The organism is Shewanella ulleungensis, from assembly GCF_014648315.1.
In the GTDB taxonomy this organism is placed as follows: Bacteria; Pseudomonadota; Gammaproteobacteria; order Enterobacterales; family Shewanellaceae; genus Shewanella; species Shewanella ulleungensis.
The window spans coordinates 49,621-70,765 of record NZ_BMQW01000012.1 but is presented as its reverse complement, the minus strand read 5'-3'; the positions used below and the strand labels follow the sequence as shown (position 1 = coordinate 70,765).

Below are 21,145 nucleotides of genomic sequence, written 5' to 3'. Positions count from 1 at the left end.
ATGATGATTATATTAACCACACTTGATTTAATTAATCATAGCAATAAAAACAAAAATGGGCGCCATTAGGCACCCATTTATTTTAATAAGACGTGCTACACGTCTAAATTAGCCACATTTAACGCGTTAGTTTCAATAAACTCACGACGAGGCTCAACTTGGTCGCCCATTAAGCAAGTAAATAACTGGTCTGCTGCGACAGCATCATCAATAGTAACGCGTAACATACGACGAGATTCAGGATCCATTGTGGTTTCCCATAACTGCTCAGGGTTCATTTCACCCAATCCTTTATAACGTTGGATGTATAACCCACGTTTTGCTTCAGATATAGTCCAATCTAGCGCTTCTAGGAAGCTTTCAACTTCTTTGACACGTTCGCCACGTTGTACATAACCACCCTCTTCAATCATACCGTCAAGTGCAGCGCCTAACTTGGCTATACGTTGATAATCCGTAGAGGTAAAGAAGTCGTAACCAAATAAGAAATTGGTATCAATACCATGCTTACGGATCGTCACACTTGGAATGTACACTTTACGTTCAGGATCAAGAGTTACATTAGCAGAGAAAATAATGCCACTGCTTTCACGCTCAACCAAATCGTCGATAAAGGTTTTACACCAAGCTGTCATTTTCGCTTCGTCGCTTAACATCTCTAACGTAACTTCTGGGTGATACAACATGCGATCAGTTAAATTCATCGGGAAACGTTTTTCTAAACGCTTAATGATTTTCTCAACTTCACGATACTGACTCACTAAACGCTCTAATGGTTCACCACTCATACCCAATGCACCTTGGCTTGGATAAACATGAGTTCCATCTAACGCTTGTGTTGTTAGGTATTCCGTTAACGCTAACTCATCTTTTAAATATTGTTCTTGTTTGCCCTTTTTAACCTTATACAGTGGTGGCTGTGCAATATACACATAACCACGCTCAATAAGTTCAGGCATTTGACGGAAAAAGAAGGTCAACAGCAATGTACGAATGTGCGAGCCGTCGACGTCAGCATCGGTCATGATAACGATGTTGTGATAACGAGTTTTATCAGGGTTGTATTCGTCACGGCCAATACCACAACCTAATGCGGTAATAAGCGTGGCAACTTCTTGTGAAGATAACATCTTATCAAAACGTGCTTTTTCTACGTTTAAGATTTTACCTTTAAGTGGAAGAATCGCTTGGTTTTTACGGTTACGCCCCTGCTTGGCTGATCCGCCAGCAGAGTCACCTTCCACTATGTATATTTCAGAAAGACCAGGATCTTTCTCTTGGCAATCTGCTAGCTTACCAGGCAAACCACCTAAATCTAATGCGCCTTTACGACGGGTCATTTCACGTGCTTTACGTGCAGCTTCACGAGCACGGGCGGCATCAACAATTTTGCCCACAATTAACTTAGCATCTGCTGGGTTTTCTAATAGGTAATCATTTAACTGCTCACCCATTGTTTGTTCTACAGCACTTTTCACTTCACTCGAAACCAGCTTATCTTTAGTTTGCGAGCTAAACTTGGGGTCTGGCACTTTAACAGAGATAACCGCGGTTAAGCCTTCGCGCGCATCATCACCCGTTGCATTGGTTTTACCTTTTTTGTTAAACCCTTCACGTTCCATGTAGTTATTTAAATTACGTGTTAACGCACCACGGAAACCAGCTAGGTGAGTACCACCATCGCGCTGTGGAATGTTGTTGGTGAAACAGAAAATGCTTTCTTGGTAACCGTCGTTCCACTGCATAGCAACTTCGACAGTAATGCCATCTTCACGCTCTTGTGAAAAATGGAATACGTCTTTGTTAATAGGTGTTTTATTGCGGTTTAAATAATTTACAAAGGCACTAATACCACCTTCATATTTAAAAAATTCGTCTTTGTTATCACGTTCATCAACTAGGCGGATACCCACACCTGAGTTTAAGAATGATAATTCACGAACACGTTTTGCTAAAATTTCGAAATGGAATTCAACATCGGTAAACGTGTCACTACTTGGCCAGAAACGAAGCTCTGTACCAGTTTTAACCGCATCACCAATTTCTTTAATCGGCGCATCTGGCACACCATGAGTATAAAACTGCTCATAGACTTTACCGGCACGACGAATCGTTAACTGTAATTTTTCTGATAAGGCGTTAACAACTGACACACCTACACCGTGAAGACCACCAGACACTTTGTAAGAGTTATCATCAAACTTACCACCGGCATGCAATACTGTCATGATAACTTCAGCAGCAGATACACCCTCTTCCTCATGGATAGAAACAGGAATACCACGACCGTCATCTTTTACAGAAACAGAACCGTCTGAGTGAATAGTAATGGTGATATCGCTACAATGGCCCGCTAAAGCTTCATCGATAGAGTTATCGACCACTTCGAATACCATGTGATGAAGACCTGTGCCGTCATCAGTATCACCAATGTACATACCAGGTCTCTTACGGACTGCATCAAGGCCTTTTAATACCTTGATACTCGAAGAATCGTAACTATTCTCTGACATATTTCTCTCTCGTTGTTATTCAATAACCGTTACCTGCCCGTGCTCCACATGAAACATCCTGTTGGGAGGGCTAGATAACGAATCGACTATTGCTAGCGGATCAATTGCGGTGACAAAAATTTGCGCACCGGTTTCGGTTAACTGCTGTAGCAATAGCTGCCTATGCTGTGCATCCAACTCTGACGGTAAATCGTCGACTAAATAAATACTGTTTTTATCTAGTTGTTGTTTGAGCAACTTTCCCTGTGCAATACGCAGTGCACAGACTAATAATTTTAATTGTCCACGGGATAGCGCATCTTGCACTGGTAGGTTTCCCACACGCAAACGTAAGTCTGCTTTATGAGGACCGCTACCCGTGTTACCTGCCCCTACATCTCGCGAGTATTGGTTTTCAAGTAATTGCGAAAAATCCGTTTTGCTGTCCCATCCTCGGGTAAAAGAAACCTTAATATCAACCTGAGGTAAAAACCCTCTTATTATACCCTTTAGTAGCTCATTTAACGAGTCTACATATCGATTTCGTATGTCGGTAACTTGTTCAGCATACCGCACCAGCTCCTTATCCCAAAATTGTATTTGGCTATAAGGTGCTTGATTTCTAAGCAACTGATTGCGTTGCTTTAATACCTTGCGAACATTCACCCAGGCTTGATAGAAATGAGGGTCTGAATGAAAGGCTCCCCAATCAATAAATTGCCTGCGAGCTTTTGGCCCTTCAAACAATAGCGAAAAACTTTCGGGAGTGATAACTTGAATTGGCAGGGTTTCAGCTAATGTAGATAAGCGTTTGACTTTTTCGCCATTAATTTTAACTTCAATATCGCCACTACGGTGGCGCCTAAGCCCTATTTTACAGTCGTTGTCGTCTTGAACTAAATTAGCAAACAGGGTCAATTTATCGTCATCATTATTGATAACGCGCTGAGACAAATGGCTACGAAACGAGCGTCCCATCCCTAAAAAGTATATCGCTTCTAAAATACTGGTTTTACCGCTGCCATTTTGACCGTAAATCAAGTTTAACCCATCACTTGGGTTAAGCGTTGCTGCGGTAATATTACGAAACGAGCCAATGGTAATGCGCGATAAACTCATGAACACCTATTGTGATAACCAAATAAAGCCGTAGAGACAAAGAAGGTGCTTTGCAGCACCTTTAATATCGTCAGTAAAGATAACGTATCACAGACGCATTGGCATCACCACGTACATAGAATCTTCTTCTTTGTGGTTCTCAATTAATGCACTAGAATTTCCGTCAATGAGCGTTATACGCACATCATCACTGGCTAAGTTATTGAGTACATCGAGCAAATAACTGACGTTAAAGCCTATTTCTAGCTTGTCAGAATCATAATCGATATCAATGATTTCTTCAGCCTCTTCTTGCTCTGGGTTGTTTGCAGTAATCTTTAATAAACCAGGCTCAAGTTGAATACGTACGCCGCGAAACTTCTCGTTAGATAAAATAGAAGCGCGGGTTAATGCTTGTTTTAACTGATTTCGACTCGCTATAACTATTTTGTTGCCACCCTTTGGCAGCACACGGCGATAATCAGGAAAACGACCGTCAACCAATTTACTGGTAAATACAGCTGAACTGGTAATAGCACGAATAGCATTATCACCTATCGCAATAGTAATATCTTGGTCGTCGCTATCAAGTAAACGCGCCATTTCAACCACACCTTTACGCGGCACAATCACTTGTTTTTCAGGTAAAGTGGTATCTAGCGTTCGATGGCTTAATGCTAAACGGTGGCCATCTGTTGCAATAGCGCGTAATACATTGCCTTCGGTTTCAAACAATAAACCGTTGAGGTAATAGCGAACATCTTGGTTAGCCATTGAGAACTGAGTCGAATCAATAATCGACTTTAACACACCCTGCTTTAAGCTAAATTCAATATCAGCTTGAAAAGCTTCAACGTTTGGATAATCTTCCGCTGGAAGTGTTGCTAATGAAAAACGGCTGCGACCTGATCGCAACAACCATTTATTATCTTGTTGCTCTACTTTTAATTCGCTTTGTTCTGGTAGTGACTTAACGATGTCGAGTAACTTTTTAGCCGGCACTGTGGTTCGGCCAATACTTATATCGCCATGAATTGCAGCTTGCCCCACCAACTCAACCTCTAAATCCGTACCGGTTAGCTTAAGTGAGTCTTCACTAACCTCAACTAATAAATTAGCTAAAATAGGCAGGTTATGTCTGCGTTCTACCGCGCCACACACTAGTTGCAGCGGCTTTAATAGGGCGTCCCTATCAATTGAAAATTTCATCGTTTTACATTCCCTGAATTAAGAAGACAGAGTTCTAATCAAGTTAGCGTAATCTTCTTTAATGTCATGACTCTCTTCACGCAATTGCGCAATTTTACGACAAGCATGTAACACTGTCGTATGGTCACGACCACCAAATGCATCACCAATTTCTGGCAAACTTTGGTTAGTGAGTTCTTTAGATAGCGCCATCGCCACTTGTCGTGGCCTTGCCACACTCCGTGAACGACGTTTAGACAACATATCTGCCATTTTAATTTTGTAGTATTCAGCAACTGTCTTCTGAATATTGTCTATAGTGACTAATTTTTCTTGCAGTGCCAAGAGATCACGTAACGCTTCACGTACAAAATCAATGGTAATTGGACGACCTGTGAAGTTGGCGTTAGCAATAACGCGGTTTAACGCCCCTTCAAGCTCGCGTACGTTTGAACGTAAACGCTTAGCGATAAAGAACGCCACTTCATCAGGCAAATTAATGCCACTCTCTTGTGCTTTACGCATTAAAATCGCCACGCGGGTTTCTAATTCTGGTGGCTCAATCGCAACCGTTAACCCCCAACCAAAGCGAGATTTTAAGCGATCTTCTACCCCGTCGATCTCTTTTGGATAACGGTCAGAAGTTAAAATAATTTGGTGATTACCTTCTAACAACGCATTGAAGGTATGGAAAAATTCTTCTTGAGAACGATCTTTGTTAGCAAAGAATTGAATATCGTCAATAAACAGGGCATCAACACTACGGTAATAACGTTTAAATTCTTCAATGGCGTTATTTTGTAAGGCTTTAACCATGTCCTGTACAAAACGCTCAGAATGCATATACACCACTTTAGCATTAGGATTATTTTTAATGATCCCGTTACCAACAGCATGCAGTAAATGTGTTTTACCTAAACCGGTGCCGCCGTATAAAAATAATGGGTTATACGCGCCGCCTGGGTTTTCAGATACTTGTAATGCTGCCGCTTTACCTAATTGATTTGATTTACCTTCAACGAAGTTATCAAATTGATAAGTAGGATTAATATTACTGCGGTGATTAGCATTAATAATCGGTTCTGCTTGGGTATTAAATGACGTTGTGCCAACTTGAGCTCTGGTTTGACTGCTAACGGGCTTAGCAGCTACAGGCGCAGGAGCCACAGGACGTGCAGACGGTCGGCTACCAATATCAAAACGCAATTTAGGTGCATCACTGCCCATTTGCTCAGTGAAGAATTGATTAATGATATTAATGTATTTATCGCGTACCCAATCCAGTACGAAACGATTTGGCGCATACAAAACCAATGTATCACCATCCATTTCAGCTTGTAACGGACGGATCCACATACTGAACTGCTGCGCTGATAACTCGTCTTGCAGTCTGCCGATACATTGTTGCCAAAGTGAAACCGCCACTTATTTATCCCCAAATATCTTTAGTCAAAGGAGGTGTATTCTATATTGAGATCACAATGATCGCTATCCTTAAAAACAGATTTATCCCCAGCGGGATCATTCGGTGTGGATATCTGGGATCATGAAAGATCAAAATCGATCCATTAATTGCAAATATCATGCAAATCCAGCTTTATTAACCGATCCACATTGATCTATAATACGCTAACTTTGATCTACTGAAACGAGTTAAGATCCACAAGATATAGTGTCTGTACACAGACTTATCCACATCTTCTGGTGCTTTTTTACTTTCAACATCAAAGAAAGATTGGCAGAAATTCATCATATAACCACTTTCGTTATTGACGATAGTAATTAAAGTGATTACAATTCGGCCTCTTTTTTGCCCTTACCTCTAATTTTGGAGATAAGGTAAATTCACTAACAAAGACGGATTGCCATCATGAGTAAACGTACTTTTCAACCTAGCAACCTGAAGCGCAAGCGTTCTCACGGCTTCCGCGCTCGTATGGCCACTGTAGGCGGCCGTAAGGTGCTTGCACGTCGTCGTGCGAAAGGTCGCGCTCGTTTATCTGCGTAAGTAGATAACTAGGTGACTAGCTATACCTTTACGCGGGAGTTACGTTTGTTAACTCCCGCGCAATTTAAATCTGTATTCTCCAATCCAATCAAAGCATCCTCTGCTGAAATAACTCTGCTCGCAATTCCAAATTCAGAGCAACATCCTCGTTTAGGGTTAACTGTGGCCAAACGTTTTGTTAAACGTGCTAACCAACGTAATCGCATTAAACGCGTGATAAGAGATAGTTTTCGTTTACATCAACACGACATCCCCAACATAGATATCGTGGTGTTAGTCAGAAATGGCGTGATGGAAATGGAAAATGCAGAACTACACAAATTGATAGAAAAGCTATGGCGAAAACTCAGTCGCCGTTACAATGGCTAGCAACCACGGTTATCCGTGGTTATCAACTTTTTATAAGCCCTTTACTGGGACCGAAGTGTCGGTTCAATCCAACTTGTTCTTATTACGCGATTGAAGCAATAAAAACGCACGGAACAGTGAAAGGTAGTTGGTTTGCAATCAAACGCATATTAAAATGTCACCCTTTACATCCCGGCGGTAGTGATCCCGTCCCCCCTAAAAATGACAGGTGTAATAAATAGGCTATGGAATCTCAACGCAATATATTGCTAATCGGTCTGCTGTTTGTCAGCTATCTAATGTGGACACAATGGCAAACAGATAAAGCACCACAACCGGTAGCACAACAAACTGTTACCCAAACAAACGCCTCGACAATTAATGGCGCAGACGTTCCTGAAGCAGATTCGACTGGTATGCCAGTAGATTTACCTGCTACTAAAAACTTAATTACAGTTAACACTGACCAGCTTGATATTAAAATCAGCCCAGTCGGTGGTGACATCGTTTATGCCGCGTTAGTCGCGCATAAAGTGGAAATTGATAAAGATGACCCTTTTATCATCCTTGAACAAACCAATGACCACACTTACATAGCGCAAAGTGGCTTAATCGGTCGCGACGGCATTGATAGCAGTGCTAAAGGTCGTGCCGCATTTGCCGCACAAAATACGTCTTATACACTAGCTGAAGGCCAAAACACATTATCTGTGCCATTAACCTTTACAGCAGACAACGGTGTCACCTACGTAAAAACCTTTACGTTTACCCGTGGTCAATATGATGTTGGCGTTGATTACAGCATTAGCAATACTTCAGATACTGCATTACAAGTGCAAATGTATGGTCAAATAAAACAGACCATCAAAGAATCTGAGGGTAGCATGATGATGCCTACTTATCGCGGTGGGGCGTTCTCAACACAAGATACTCGCTACGAAAAGTATGACTTTGAAGACATGGCTGACAAAAACCTAGGTAAAGTAACACTAGGCGGTTGGGCGGCAATGCTACAGCACTACTTTGTATCAGCTTGGATCCCACCAGCAACAGACTCAAACACCATTTTCTCAAGTGTAAGTGCTGGCGGATTAGCTAACATTGGTTTCCGTGGCGCGGTGTATGATATTGCCCCAGGTGCAACGCAAGAAATTAGCTCACAATTTTATGTGGGCCCTAAAAACCAAAAAGCGCTTTCAGCTATCTCTGATACCTTAAACTTAGTTGTTGATTATGGTTTCTTGTGGTGGTTAGCAGTACCTATTCACTGGTTATTGATGTTCTATCAATCGTTTGTGGGTAACTGGGGTATGGCGATTATTTTAATCACTCTAACAGTACGCGGTTTGTTATATCCATTGACTAAAGCACAATACAGCTCAATGGCTAAAATGCGTAACCTGCAACCCAAATTAGCTGAGATGAAAGAACGCTTTGGTGATGACCGTCAAAAGATGGGTCAAGCCATGATGGAACTGTACAAGAAAGAGAAAGTAAACCCTATGGGTGGCTGCTTACCTATTTTGCTACAGATGCCTATATTCATCGCATTATACTGGGTACTACTTGAAAGTTATGAACTACGCCATGCGCCGTTCATGCTATGGATTGATGACTTGTCAGTACAAGATCCATACTACGTTTTACCATTGCTAATGGGTGTATCGATGTTCTTGATGCAAAAAATGCAGCCAATGGCACCGACCATGGACCCAATGCAAGTTAAGATGATGCAGTGGATGCCAGTTATCTTTACCGTATTCTTCTTATGGTTCCCAGCAGGTCTAGTACTTTACTGGTTAGTCGGTAACTTGGTTGCGATTACCCAGCAAAAGATTATTTATGCCGGTTTAGAGAAAAAAGGCTTAAAATAAGCCCAAGCTCAACAATTAACTCATTCAGTAGTTAAATGAATAAAAAGGCGGCTTAATTGGCCGCCTTTTCCTTTAATGATTTAGCAGGTATTTACCGTGACAACAGACACTATTGTAGCGCAAGCCACAGCACCAGGGCGTGGTGGTGTAGGTATTATTCGTGTATCTGGCGACCTGGCAACTAACGTGGCCACTGCCATTATTGGTCATGTGCCTAAAACCCGTTACGCTGAATATTGTGACTTTAACAGTAGCGATGGCCATGTTATCGACCAGGGTATAGCGCTATTTTTTAAAGGGCCAAATTCATTTACCGGTGAAGATGTATTAGAGCTGCAAGGCCACGGCGGTCAAATAGTACTTGATATGCTGATAAAACGCGTCATGGAAGTCGATGGTATTCGTATAGCTAAACCTGGTGAGTTTAGTGAACAAGCTTTTATGAATGACAAACTCGACTTAACTCAGGCAGAAGCAATTGCCGATTTAATTGATGCCACCAGTGAGCAAGCTGCAAAAAGTGCTTTGCAATCACTACAAGGTGAATTTTCAAAAGAAGTTCATGAGCTAGTAGAACAAGTCACGAACCTACGTTTGTATGTTGAAGCCGCAATTGATTTTCCAGATGAAGAAGTCGACTTTTTATCTGATGGTAAAATTGCCAACGCCTTATATCGCATTATCGAAAAACTAACGACGGTTCAAGCCAGTGCTAAACAAGGCTCGATTATTCGCGAAGGCATGAAGGTTGTCATTGCAGGGCGTCCTAACGCAGGTAAATCTAGCTTACTTAATGCCCTTGCAGGCAAAGAGTCAGCCATTGTTACCGAAATAGCAGGTACTACCCGTGATGTACTACGTGAGCACATTCACCTCGATGGTATGCCATTGCATATTATTGACACAGCTGGATTGCGTGATACTACAGATACGGTTGAGCAAATTGGTATTGAGCGTGCCTGGGCAGAAATAGCCACTGCAGACAGAGTCTTGTTTATGGTTGATGGCACCACCACAGATGCTGTTGATCCACATGATATTTGGCCCGATTTTATTGACCGTTTGCCTTCAAGACTTGGGGTTACTGTTATTAGAAATAAAGCAGATTTAACAGGTGAGACCTTAGAGTGTACCGAAGAACAAGGCTACAGCGTTTACCGTATTTCAGCCAAAACAGGCCTTGGTATTGAAGAGTTAAAACAACATCTTAAAACCTTAATGGGTTATCAAAGTAACCTAGAAGGTGGTTTTATTGCCCGTCGTCGTCACTTAGAAGCACTTGATTTAGCATCAAGCCACTTACAATTAGGCAAAGAACAACTTGAAGTGTATTTAGCTGGTGAGCTATTGGCTGAAGAGTTACGTATGTGCCAAATGGCACTGTCAGAAATTACCGGTAAATTCACTTCAGATGACTTGCTCGGCAAAATCTTCAGTTCCTTCTGTATAGGCAAGTAGCGTATAGCTCAATAGGGATAAACACATGCCATTAGCCAATCAAGTTGTAGTGCTCGACTTTGAAACCACAGGTTTATCACCCGACAATGGTGACAGAGCCATTGAAATTGGTGCGGTAAAGTTAGTTGATGGCCAAATAGTGGACTCCTTTCAAGAGCTAATAAACCCAGGAAAGCGGGTTAACAGCTTTATTGAACAATACACAGGTATTAGCAACAACATGCTCAAACATGCACCACCATCTAAAGAAGTGATGGCACAATTTGCCAAGTTTATCGACGGATTTAATTTAGTCGCGCACAACGCCAGCTTTGATAAAAAGTTCTTAGATGCTGAATTTAGCCATAATAAGCTGCACTATACTGGCCAATTTGCCTGCTCATTGTTGTTATCACGTCGGATAAGCCAAAATGCGCCTAATCATCAACTTGGTACGCTAGTGAGTTATCACCAATTACCAAACGATGGCGTATTTCACCGCGCCTTAGCTGACGCCACCATGACCAGCCACCTTTGGTTGCATCAACTTGATATACTACAACAGCAAATGCCGCAGCATCAGATAACCTTGGATATTATCAATAAAATATCTAGCTTACCCAAAGCACAAATAAACCGCTACTACCAAACAATGGCTAGCTGATTACAAATCTTGGGCTAATTTATCTACTAGCAATCGCACTTTGGGTGACAAATGGCGATTATGTGGGTACAAAGCCCAAATACCTTCTTTAGGTTGTTGATATGGTGCGAGTAACACTACGAGTTGCCCAGCTTCAATTGCATCATTAACGTAATAACCAGGCAATTGCACAATCCCCAGTCCCTTAATTGCTGCAGATAATAAGCTTAATCCACTACTGCAACTCAACGAACCGCTCACCTTAATGGCCTTAGCTTTACCCTGATCAACAAAATTCCAATGCGATTGGCTTCCAATTAAACAATTATGCAGACTAAGTTCCGACAAGGTATAAGGCGTACCAAATTGAGCAATATAGCTCGGTGCAGCACACACATATTGGCTACGGTTAGTTAAGCGTTTGGCCATCATTGACGAATTAGATAACCGCCCTAACCTAATGGCTAAATCAAAACCACCTTCCACTAAATCAAGTTGGCGATTAGTTAACTCACATACGACTTCGATATCACGATACTGTTGCATAAAATCGATAACAATCGGCATAACAAACTTTTCACCATAAGTTACCGGAGCCGTCATCCTAATTAAGCCTTGAGGCTTATCTTTTAAACTTGAAATAGCCCGCTCAGCTTCATCAAGACTGTCTAGCACTTGGCGGCAATGCTGATAATAAACCGAGCCTTCTTCGGTTAACGACACTTTGCGCGTGGTGCGGTAAAACAGTTTAGTGTTTAAGCGATTTTCAAGTTGACTCACTTGACGACTCACTTGCGCCGTCGAAATACTTAAACGCTTACCTGCGGCAGTAAAACTGTCGGTTTCTGCAACTGCAACAAACTCAAAAATCCCTTCCCACTGCATCATTATTACATTCTCGTAAAAGTCATTTGCAAAACCAGCTGATTATCATTTGATGATAAACAAATACAATGGATAAATACACTACACTGTAGTGATGCTTATCCATCATTCATGGTATTACGTTTAAGGAAGCTATCTATGTCAGCACAATTTATTAAATCAAAAGCCGCAATTGCTTGGGGACCAGGTCAACCATTATCGGTTGAAGAAGTCGATGTAATGTACCCGAAAGCCGGTGAAGTCATGGTGCGTATTGTCGCATCGGGTGTATGTCATACCGATGCATTTACATTATCTGGCGATGATCCTGAAGGCGTATTCCCAGCAATTCTTGGCCATGAAGGTGGCGGGATTGTTCATATGGTTGGCGAAGGCGTTACCAGTGTAAAAGTCGGCGACCATGTAATTCCGTTATATACAGCAGAATGCGGTGTATGTAAGTTCTGTACTTCTGGCAAAACCAACCTATGTAGCGCAGTACGTGCAACACAAGGTAAAGGCTTAATGCCTGACGGCACCACACGTTTCTTTAAAGATGGTGAACCTATTTTCCACTACATGGGTTGTTCAACCTTTTCTGAATACACAGTATTACCAGAAATTTCACTGGCAAAAGTCAGTAAAGACGCACCATTAGAAGAAGTGTGCTTATTAGGCTGTGGTGTGACTACAGGTATCGGCGCAGTGTTGAAAACGGCTAAAGTACAAAAAGGCGATACTGTTGCCATATTTGGTTTAGGCGGCATTGGTTTATCGGCCATTATTGGTGCAACCATGGCTGGCGCTAGCCGAATTATTGGTATCGACTTAAATGAGTCTAAGTTTGAATTAGCTAAAAAACTTGGGGCTACAGATTGTATTAATCCAAAAAACTTTGATAAGCCAATCCAAGACGTCATTGTTGAAATGACAGATGGTGGCGTTGATTTTTCATTTGAATGTATTGGTAATGTCAACGTGATGCGTAGCGCTTTAGAATGTTGTCACAAAGGCTGGGGCGAATCAGTGATTATTGGTGTAGCTGGCGCAGGCCAAGAAATTTCTACACGTCCATTCCAGTTAGTCACCGGCCGAGTATGGCGAGGTAGTGCATTTGGTGGCGTTAAAGGACGCAGTGAATTACCGGGTATTGTTGAGCAGTATTTAGCTGGTGAGTTTAAGTTAGACCACTTTATTACCCACACTATGGGCCTTGAAGGGATTAACGATGCATTTGATTTAATGCATAAAGGCGAAAGTATTCGCAGCGTTATTCACTTTGCCAAGTAACACTTAATTAACCATGACAGACGCAGTTAAATGTAAAACGAATTAACTGCGTTCTGACAAATAAGGACATATCATGACCATTGAAAATATCAGTAGCACCAAAGTATTTGGTGGCTGGCATAAACAATATAGTCATCAGTCGGCTGCGCTCAATTGCACAATGCGCTTTGCAATTTACTTACCGCCACAAGCCGAACAACAAAATGTTCCAGTATTGTATTGGTTGTCAGGACTCACCTGCACTGACGAAAATTTTATGCAAAAAGCAGGCGCACAACGTATTGCAGCAGAACTTGGAATAGCAATTGTAGCACCAGACACCAGTCCTCGTGGTGAAGGGGTTGCCGATGATAAAGATGGCGCTTATGACTTTGGCTTAGGTGCTGGATTTTACCTCAATGCCACCAAACCACCTTTTGATCAGCACTATAAAATGTATGATTATGTGGTCTCTGAACTACCAGCAATCATTGAAGCACATTTTCCGGTAACCCATCAACGTAGCATTAGTGGTCACTCAATGGGTGGCCATGGTGCACTGACTATTGCATTGAAAAATCCAAACCATTTTAACAGTGTCTCAGCATTTAGCCCGATAAGTAATCCAATGGATTGCCCATGGGGAATTAAAGCGTTTCGCGGTTATTTGGGAGATGATCAACAACAGTGGCAACAATATGATAGCTGTGAGCTGATGAAAAATATCCAACAATTTGTTCCTGCGCTGGTGGACCAAGGCAGTAATGACAACTTCCTAGACGAACAGTTAAAACCACAAGCACTCATCAATGTAGCTAAAAATAAAGGTTACCCACTTGAGTTACGCATGCAGTCTGGTTACGACCATAGTTACTACTTTATCGCTACTTTCATTGAAGATCACCTACGCTTTCATGCTAAACATTTAAAAATTAGCTAGCGTTTAGCAAGGATTCAGCAACAACTCTACGTAGCCAAAATCCGTTAATTATAATTAGCGACCCACTTAAAACGAGCCTTTATGGCTCGTTTTTTCGCTTAAAAAAATTAAAAAATATTGATTACAGAAATGAACCAGCTATATAAGCAGATTATTTCGTACTCAAGTTCGCACTAAAAAATATAAATAAGCCAACATTAAGCGTAATTGAGCGAGTAAAATAACCTCATAGCAAACAGAATCGACTTTAAAACGAGCAAATTTATTAATTATTCGGAGTCAAAATGGCAAAAATAGCGTTATTAGTGGGTACAACATTGGGCAGCGCAGAATATGTCGCCGATGAAATGGCTGAGCAGTTAACCCAAATAAACCACCAAACAGAAGTATTTATAGACCCTCAATGGGAACAATTAGGCGACTTTACTGTATGGATCGTAGTCAGCTCGACCCATGGTGCTGGCGATCTACCAGACAATATAATACCTTTTTATAAACAATTAATGCTCAATATGCCGGATCTTACGACGATCCAGCATGCATTATGTGCCATTGGCGATTCAAGCTATGACACTTTCTGCCAAGGACCCGAAAAAATAATTGATCTATTGATGCAATGCGGATCAAAGCCTATTGTGGATAAGATCCAAATAGATGTTCAACAGGACCCTGTACCTGAAGAGCCTGCTCTAGCTTGGTTAACACAATGGCAATCGAAAATTAAGCTATAAAATAGCCGATCCATAATTGTATAAACTCAGATCAACTCACAATTTAGATCTAACTTATCCACAATTTACTAATTTCGATGATAACATTGTGGATAAGCTATTATTTTTAACGATCATAACTCTGTACTATTCACACTCCGATCTGCTTAAAGATCCCCCTTGTGGATAACTACCCGATCTATCCCCACCTTATATTGAGTTTGATCGCGATCAGATCACAGGTTTACCTAGCTGTTATTTGTTGATTTTATTAAAGAATAAAAGTTACTAACAGAAAACAGCGATCCTAATAATAAACATAATAAAAAGATCTATATAAAGATCTTAAGATCTATTAAGCAAACCCATCTTGATCAATCTATGAAAAATGATCGTTCACGTTCAGACAAGCAAGTGCTAAAATGTCCTCCTTGAATAACGTATCAAATAGAATTTAACTTTCTTAGCAATCAAAGGTCTCATAATGCATTTTCATGAACGGTTTGATGTCATTGTTGTTGGTGGTGGTCATGCCGGTACAGAGGCAGCACTAGCAGCAGCAAGAATGGGATCAAAAACATTATTGTTAACCCATAACATCGACACATTAGGTCAAATGTCCTGTAATCCAGCCATAGGTGGTATTGGTAAAGGCCATTTGGTTAAAGAAATCGATGCATTAGGCGGCGCAATGGCTACAGCCACTGATTTTGCCGGAATTCAATTTAGAACGCTAAATTCAAGTAAAGGCCCTGCCGTTCGTGCAACTCGTGCGCAAGCTGATAGAGCTTTATATCGTCAAAAGATCCAACATATTTTACAAAACCAACCTAACTTGCGTATTTTCCAACAAGCAGTAGATGACTTAGTTGTTGAAAATAATAAAGTTGTGGGTGTTGTTACACAAATGGGATTGGCATTTGAAGCACCAGCGGTTGTATTAACAACAGGCACTTTTTTAAGTGGCAAAATCCATATCGGTTTACAAAATTACAGCGGTGGTCGTGCAGGCGATCCACCAGCGATAGCATTAGCAAATCGTTTACGCGAATTACCGATCCGAGTTGGACGTTTAAAAACAGGCACACCACCTCGTATTGATGCTAACACTATAGATTTTTCACAAATGACTGAACAAAAAGGTGATACACCATTGCCAGTAATGTCATTTATTGGTGATGTAAGTCAGCATCCAAAACAAGTTTCTTGTTTTATTACTCACACTAATGAAAAGACTCACGATATTATTCGTAGTGGTTTAGACCGAAGCCCTATGTATTCTGGTGTTATTGAAGGTATTGGTCCACGTTATTGCCCATCTATTGAAGATAAAATCCACCGTTTTGCAGATAAATCATCGCATCAGATTTTTATTGAACCAGAAGGCTTAAGTACTAACGAGATTTACCCTAACGGTATTTCTACTAGCTTACCGTTTGATGTTCAGCTAAATTTAGTTCGTTCGATCAAAGGCATGGAAAATGCTGAAATTGTCCGTCCAGGTTACGCGATTGAGTATGATTATTTTGATCCAAGAGATCTTAAAAATTCATTAGAAACCAAAACCATTGCAGGTTTATTCTTTGCTGGCCAAATCAACGGCACAACAGGATACGAAGAAGCAGGGGCTCAAGGTTTATTGGCAGGTATGAACGCCTCATTACAAGTTCAAGGTAAAGAGACTTGGTGCCCTCGTCGTGACGAAGCATATCTTGGTGTATTAGTTGACGATTTATCGACATTAGGTACCAAAGAACCGTACCGTATGTTTACTAGCCGTGCTGAATATCGCTTACTATTACGCGAAGATAACGCCGATCTCCGTTTAACAGAAAAAGGCCGTGAACTTGGTTTAGTTGATGATAACCGTTGGGAATTATTCAGTAAGAAGAAAGAATCGATCGAACTGGAATTGCAACGTTTACGTGGGCAATGGGTGCACCCTAATTCACCCTTGTTAGATGTGCTCAATCCACAATTGAATACACCAATTTCTAGAGAAGCATCATTTGAAGATTTACTTCGTCGCCCAGAAATGGACTACAGTAAATTAATGGCGTTAGAAGGTTTTGGTCCTGGTCTTGAAGATCCACAAGCTGCAGAGCAAGTACAAATCCAAGTGAAATATTCAGGTTATATACAACGTCAACAAGATGAAATTGACAAAGCTATTCGCCATGAAAGTTCATTACTGCCGCTTGATCTTGATTATCAAGAAGTGCCAGGTCTTTCAAATGAAGTGATCGCAAAGCTTAATAATCATAAACCTGAAACGGTAGGACAAGCCTCACGCATATCGGGTATTACTCCAGCGGCGATCTCAATCTTGCTAGTACATTTGAAAAAACGTGGTTTATTGAGAAAAAGCGCTTAAATTCAGATATTTTTTCGACTCAATAACACTAGGGAAGCCATAAGGCTTCCCTTAGTGCTTTTACGGCTTCATAATAACCGCCGTCTGTTCATGCATTTTACGAGGCTTTCTGTGTTATCTGCTCAACTCCAAACTTATTTAGCTGAAATGAAAATATCGGCCACTGAATTACAACAAAAACAATTAATCGGTTTTGTTGAAATGCTCGCTAAATGGAATAAAGCCTATAATCTCACCTCGGTTCGCGATCCTGAGCAAATGTTAATCCGCCATATTATGGACAGTTTAACCGTTTCTCCTTATCTTGAAGGACAGCGTTTTATTGATGTTGGAACAGGCCCTGGTTTGCCTGGGATCCCGTTAGCGATAATGAACCCAGACAAACAATTTGTATTGTTGGACAGTTTAGGTAAACGGATCCGTTTTCAGAAACAGGTTCAATTTGAACTAAAAATTAATAATATAACCCCAGTAGAAAGTAGGGTTGAAGCTTATCAACCTGATAATAAATTTGATGGTGTGTTAAGCAGAGCATTTGCATCAATACAAGATATGCTCAGTTGGTGTCATCATTTACCAACTGAAAAAGGCATCTATTACGCCTTAAAAGGTCAGTTAAACGAACAAGAATTACAGCAAATGCCAGCAGGATTTTCGCTGGTCGAAACCATTGTATTGCATGTACCAAAGCTAGATGAACAGCGACATTTATTAAAAATTGCTAAGCAATAAAGTGCATTTCTTTCGCTAATTAATCTAACCGGACATCAATAATTTAAAGACAGGATGACATTGTGGGTAAAATCATTGCCGTAGCCAACCAAAAAGGTGGCGTAGGAAAAACAACAACTTGCGTAAATTTAGCCGCATCACTTGCCGCCACAAAGCGTAAAGTGTTGTTGATCGATTTAGATCCTCAAGGCAATGCCACAATGGGCAGTGGCGTTGATAAATACAATGTAGACAATACCGCCTATGAGCTCCTCGTAGAAGAAAAACCCTTTGCAGACATCGTGATCAAAAATACCGTGGGTAAGTTTGATTTGATCGCCGGTAATGGTGATGTCACGGCGGCAGAAATTAAGTTAATGGAGTTTTATGCTCGCGAGATCCGTTTGCGCAATGCATTAGCGCCAATTAGAGACGACTACGATTATATTTTTATCGACTGCCCACCATCATTAAACATGTTAACCGTAAATGCCATGTCAGCCGCTGACTCTGTACTGGTACCAATGCAATGCGAATATTATGCATTAGAAGGGCTAACCGCGTTAATTGATACCATTACTAAGCTTGGTGCTATGGTAAATCCGACGTTAACCATAGAAGGCATTTTACGCACCATGTATGACCCTCGCAATCGCCTATCTAATGATGTATCAGACCAACTGAAGCAACATTTTGGTGATAAGGTTTATCGAACGGTCATTCCGAGAAATATTCGTCTAGCTGAAGCTCCTAGTTTTGGTGCGCCAGCAATGTATTACGATAAATCGAGTGCTGGAGCCAAAGCTTATTTAGCCCTTGCTGGTGAAATAATTCGCCGTGCTGAGCAGAAAACACAACCCAAACAAGCGTAGGACATAATAATGACGTTAAAAAAACGCGGTTTAGGTAAAGGCTTGGATGCCTTATTAAGCCATAGCAATGCCGCGAGTCGTAAGAGCGAACAACCAGAAGATACTCTGCCATTAACGACTGCAGGCGAACTTATTTACCTTGATCTGGATAAACTTCAAACGGGAAAATACCAGCCGCGTAAAGATATGTCTCCAGAAGCGTTAGAAGAGCTTGCTGAGTCAATCCGTTCACAAGGGATTATTCAACCTATTGTGGTACGTAAAGTGGCAAATGGTAATTACGAAATTATTGCAGGTGAACGCCGTTGGCGCGCAGCGCAATTAGCAAAGCTTGATAAAGTCCCGTGTATTGTTAAGCAGGTGGCTGATGAAGCCGCAGTTGCTATCGCGCTTATTGAGAATATTCAACGTGAAGATCTCAATGCCATGGAAGAGGCAATAGCTTTACAGCGTTTGCTAGAAGAATTTGAATTAACACATCAACAAGTTGCTGATGCTGTTGGTAAATCGAGAGCTAGTGTCTCTAATTTACTGCGATTAAATAGCCTTAATGAACCTGTTAAGCGTTTGTTAGAGTATGGTGACATTGACATGGGCCATGCCCGTGCTTTATTGGCTATAGAGGGCGATGAACAGACTAATTTAGCTCGATTAGTAGCATCAAAAGAAATGACTGTTCGAGAAACTGAACGATTAGTTAATAAAGCCTTAAATCCGGCTAAAGTCGCCGAAACTCATGCTAAAGATCATGATGTTAGCCGTTTAGAACAAGAGTTAATTGAAAGGCTCGGTGCCAAAGTTGCTATTAACCATGGTACTAAAGGCAAAGGGAAAATTGTAATAAACTACCAGAATCTCGCTGAATTAGACGGTATTTTAAGTAAAATTCGTTAAAAAGCTGACTAAACCATTTCATGTAGTAATTTTGTGACATAGCGCTAATTTTTACTTTTGTATATTTAGCGCCAATTCACTCATTAAATCGTTGTTTTACCATCATCAAAGTTGCAAACAAAGCGCGAAAAGGTATACTTTGCAGGCTTTTTGTATCTTAAGGCTAGTTTAATATATTAAATTTAACATTAGGACCGCGAAAAGCATAATGCGGAGATATGAAGTTGGGTAATGTTTTAGCGCGTCGTGGTAGGTTAGCAGCCTATAAATTAGTGCTGGTACAAGCGATTGTCGCGGGTATTATTTCAATACTATTTTTCGTAATGTGGGGAGCACAGTATGGTCAGTCTGCGTTAGCAGGTGCGACTATCGCTGTACTTCCTAATTTTGTATTCGCAACCCTAGCTTTCTCACATAGTGGGGCAAGCTCTGCAGCAAAAGTGGTTAAAAGCTTTTACTGGGGGGAAGCGGTAAAGATGCTGTTGACCATTGCATTGTTTACGTTGGTGTTTATCAATATGAAAGTCGGTTTTATGCCACTTTTTACCTGTTATTCATTAGCGTTAGTTGTGCACTGGATAGCACCTTTATATTTCAAGCAAAGTTAAGTGGGATGAATCATGGCTGCAACTGGTGAAGCGTTAACACCGCAGGGCTATATCCAACATCACCTTACCAATTTAAGCGTTGGTGAAGGGTTTTGGACATGGCACATTGATTCGTTGCTCTTTTCGGTTGGGCTTGGGATGTTGTTCTTATGGCTGTTTTACAGTGTTGGCAAGAAAGCGACAACAGGCGTTCCTGGCAAATTTCAATGTTTTGTCGAGATGATTGTTGAGTTTGTTGATAGCAGCGTAAAAGAAACCTTTCACGGCCGCAATCCTGTTATTGCGCCTTTAGCTCTGACTATTTTTGTGTGGATTTTCATGATGAACTTCATGGATATGATCCCTGTAGATTGGTTGCCTTGGGCAGCAAGTCTTGCAGGCGTGCCATACCTTAAAGTGGTTCCGACTACTGACGTAAACATTACTTTTAGCTTAGCTATTGGTGTGTTTGTGCTGATTATTTATTACAGCATTAAAGTCAAAGGTGTTTCAGGTTTTGTTAAAGAACTAACATTTCAGCCTTTTAACCATTGGGCAATGATACCCGTCAACTTATTATTAGAAACAGTAACTCTAATCGCAAAACCAATCTCATTGGCTTTACGACTATTTGGTAACTTGTACGCTGGTGAGTTGATTTTTATCCTTATTGCATTGATGTATGGTTCTAACGTGGCGTTATCTGCTCTAGGTGTAGGATTACAACTAGGTTGGTTAATTTTCCATATTTTAGTTATTACTTTACAAGCATTTATTTTCATGATGTTGACTATTGTTTATTTAAGCATGGCGCATGAAGATCACTAAGGGTAACC

20 protein-coding genes are annotated in these 21,145 nt (G+C 41.0%); 15 read left to right on the top strand and 5 right to left on the bottom strand.

The window, feature by feature from the left end; genetic code table 11:
* Positions 1-95 precede the first annotated feature (95 nt).
* The 4 genes from gyrB to dnaA form a co-directional block, all read right to left on the bottom strand.
* The gene (gene gyrB / locus IEY40_RS17785; RefSeq protein WP_188958576.1) at positions 96-2,513 is read right to left on the bottom strand and encodes a DNA topoisomerase (ATP-hydrolyzing) subunit B; all 2,418 of its coding nucleotides are present in this window, start codon (positions 2,511-2,513) and stop codon (positions 96-98) included.
* 15 nt (positions 2,514-2,528) lie between these two features.
* Positions 2,529-3,611 (bottom strand): DNA replication/repair protein RecF, encoded by a 1,083-nt coding sequence (gene recF / locus IEY40_RS17780; protein WP_188958574.1) that lies wholly within the window; start codon positions 3,609-3,611, stop codon positions 2,529-2,531.
* 87 nt (positions 3,612-3,698) lie between these two features.
* Positions 3,699-4,799: a DNA polymerase III subunit beta gene (gene dnaN, locus IEY40_RS17775; protein WP_188958572.1), complete on the bottom strand. Its 1,101-nt coding sequence runs from the start codon at positions 4,797-4,799 to the stop codon at positions 3,699-3,701.
* An 18-nt stretch (positions 4,800-4,817) separates the two neighbouring features.
* Positions 4,818-6,203: a chromosomal replication initiator protein DnaA gene (dnaA, locus tag IEY40_RS17770; RefSeq protein WP_188958570.1), complete on the bottom strand. Its 1,386-nt coding sequence runs from the start codon at positions 6,201-6,203 to the stop codon at positions 4,818-4,820.
* 445 nt (positions 6,204-6,648) lie between these two features.
* Between dnaA and rpmH the strand changes: the two genes are divergently transcribed.
* The 6 genes from rpmH to IEY40_RS17740 all read left to right on the top strand — a co-directional run bounded on the left by rpmH (position 6,649) and on the right by IEY40_RS17740 (position 11,109).
* Positions 6,649-6,786, top strand: coding sequence for a 50S ribosomal protein L34 (gene rpmH, locus IEY40_RS17765; protein ID WP_006083827.1), 138 nt, complete (start codon positions 6,649-6,651; stop codon positions 6,784-6,786).
* Positions 6,787-6,798: 12 nt separating this feature from the next.
* Complete coding sequence (gene rnpA / locus IEY40_RS17760) at positions 6,799-7,155, top strand: ribonuclease P protein component (RefSeq protein WP_160055730.1); 357 nt, start codon at positions 6,799-6,801, stop codon at positions 7,153-7,155.
* Complete coding sequence (yidD, locus tag IEY40_RS17755) at positions 7,122-7,376, top strand: membrane protein insertion efficiency factor YidD (protein ID WP_160055732.1); 255 nt, start codon at positions 7,122-7,124, stop codon at positions 7,374-7,376. Before rnpA ends, yidD begins: the two co-directional genes overlap by 34 nt.
* Before the next feature lie 3 nt (positions 7,377-7,379).
* Positions 7,380-9,008 carry a membrane protein insertase YidC gene (gene yidC, locus IEY40_RS17750; protein WP_188958568.1) on the top strand — a complete coding sequence of 543 codons (1,629 nt, stop codon included), beginning with the start codon at positions 7,380-7,382 and terminating at the stop codon, positions 9,006-9,008.
* 96 nt (positions 9,009-9,104) lie between these two features.
* On the top strand, positions 9,105-10,466 hold the full coding sequence (gene mnmE / locus IEY40_RS17745) for a tRNA uridine-5-carboxymethylaminomethyl(34) synthesis GTPase MnmE (RefSeq protein WP_188958566.1): 1,362 nt from the start codon (positions 9,105-9,107) through the stop codon (positions 10,464-10,466).
* Between the two features lie 25 nt (positions 10,467-10,491).
* The gene (locus IEY40_RS17740) at positions 10,492-11,109 is read left to right on the top strand and encodes a 3'-5' exonuclease (RefSeq protein ID WP_188958564.1); all 618 of its coding nucleotides are present in this window, start codon (positions 10,492-10,494) and stop codon (positions 11,107-11,109) included.
* Here the strand turns inward: IEY40_RS17740 and IEY40_RS17735 are convergent, their stop codons facing one another.
* The gene (locus IEY40_RS17735; RefSeq protein WP_188958562.1) at positions 11,110-11,976 is read right to left on the bottom strand and encodes a LysR substrate-binding domain-containing protein; all 867 of its coding nucleotides are present in this window, start codon (positions 11,974-11,976) and stop codon (positions 11,110-11,112) included.
* A gap of 135 nt (positions 11,977-12,111) precedes the next feature.
* Here IEY40_RS17735 and IEY40_RS17730 point away from each other — a divergent pair, with 135 nt between their 5' ends.
* The 9 genes from IEY40_RS17730 (at position 12,112) to atpB (ending at position 21,137) form a co-directional block, all read left to right on the top strand.
* Positions 12,112-13,242 carry an S-(hydroxymethyl)glutathione dehydrogenase/class III alcohol dehydrogenase gene (locus tag IEY40_RS17730; RefSeq protein ID WP_188958560.1) on the top strand — a complete coding sequence of 377 codons (1,131 nt, stop codon included), beginning with the start codon at positions 12,112-12,114 and terminating at the stop codon, positions 13,240-13,242.
* 73 nt (positions 13,243-13,315) lie between these two features.
* The gene (gene fghA, locus IEY40_RS17725) at positions 13,316-14,161 is read left to right on the top strand and encodes an S-formylglutathione hydrolase (protein ID WP_188958558.1); all 846 of its coding nucleotides are present in this window, start codon (positions 13,316-13,318) and stop codon (positions 14,159-14,161) included.
* A gap of 284 nt (positions 14,162-14,445) precedes the next feature.
* A complete protein-coding gene (gene mioC / locus IEY40_RS17720) occupies positions 14,446-14,892 on the top strand; it encodes an FMN-binding protein MioC (RefSeq protein ID WP_188958547.1) in 447 nt (148 codons plus the stop codon).
* Between the two features lie 463 nt (positions 14,893-15,355).
* Positions 15,356-17,245, top strand: a complete 1,890-nt coding sequence (gene mnmG, locus IEY40_RS17715) for a tRNA uridine-5-carboxymethylaminomethyl(34) synthesis enzyme MnmG (protein ID WP_188958546.1) — start codon at positions 15,356-15,358, stop codon at positions 17,243-17,245.
* Between the two features lie 111 nt (positions 17,246-17,356).
* Positions 17,357-17,977, top strand: a complete 621-nt coding sequence (gene rsmG / locus IEY40_RS17710) for a 16S rRNA (guanine(527)-N(7))-methyltransferase RsmG (RefSeq protein ID WP_188958545.1) — start codon at positions 17,357-17,359, stop codon at positions 17,975-17,977.
* A 62-nt stretch (positions 17,978-18,039) separates the two neighbouring features.
* Complete coding sequence (locus IEY40_RS17705; protein WP_188958544.1) at positions 18,040-18,828, top strand: ParA family protein; 789 nt, start codon at positions 18,040-18,042, stop codon at positions 18,826-18,828.
* 9 nt (positions 18,829-18,837) lie between these two features.
* Positions 18,838-19,722 (top strand): ParB/RepB/Spo0J family partition protein, encoded by an 885-nt coding sequence (locus IEY40_RS17700; RefSeq protein ID WP_188958543.1) that lies wholly within the window; start codon positions 18,838-18,840, stop codon positions 19,720-19,722.
* 224 nt (positions 19,723-19,946) lie between these two features.
* Positions 19,947-20,330 carry an ATP synthase subunit I gene (locus IEY40_RS17695; protein WP_160055778.1) on the top strand — a complete coding sequence of 128 codons (384 nt, stop codon included), beginning with the start codon at positions 19,947-19,949 and terminating at the stop codon, positions 20,328-20,330.
* A 12-nt stretch (positions 20,331-20,342) separates the two neighbouring features.
* Positions 20,343-21,137: a F0F1 ATP synthase subunit A gene (atpB, locus tag IEY40_RS17690; protein WP_188958542.1), complete on the top strand. Its 795-nt coding sequence runs from the start codon at positions 20,343-20,345 to the stop codon at positions 21,135-21,137.
* The last annotated feature ends 8 nt before the right edge of the window (positions 21,138-21,145 follow it).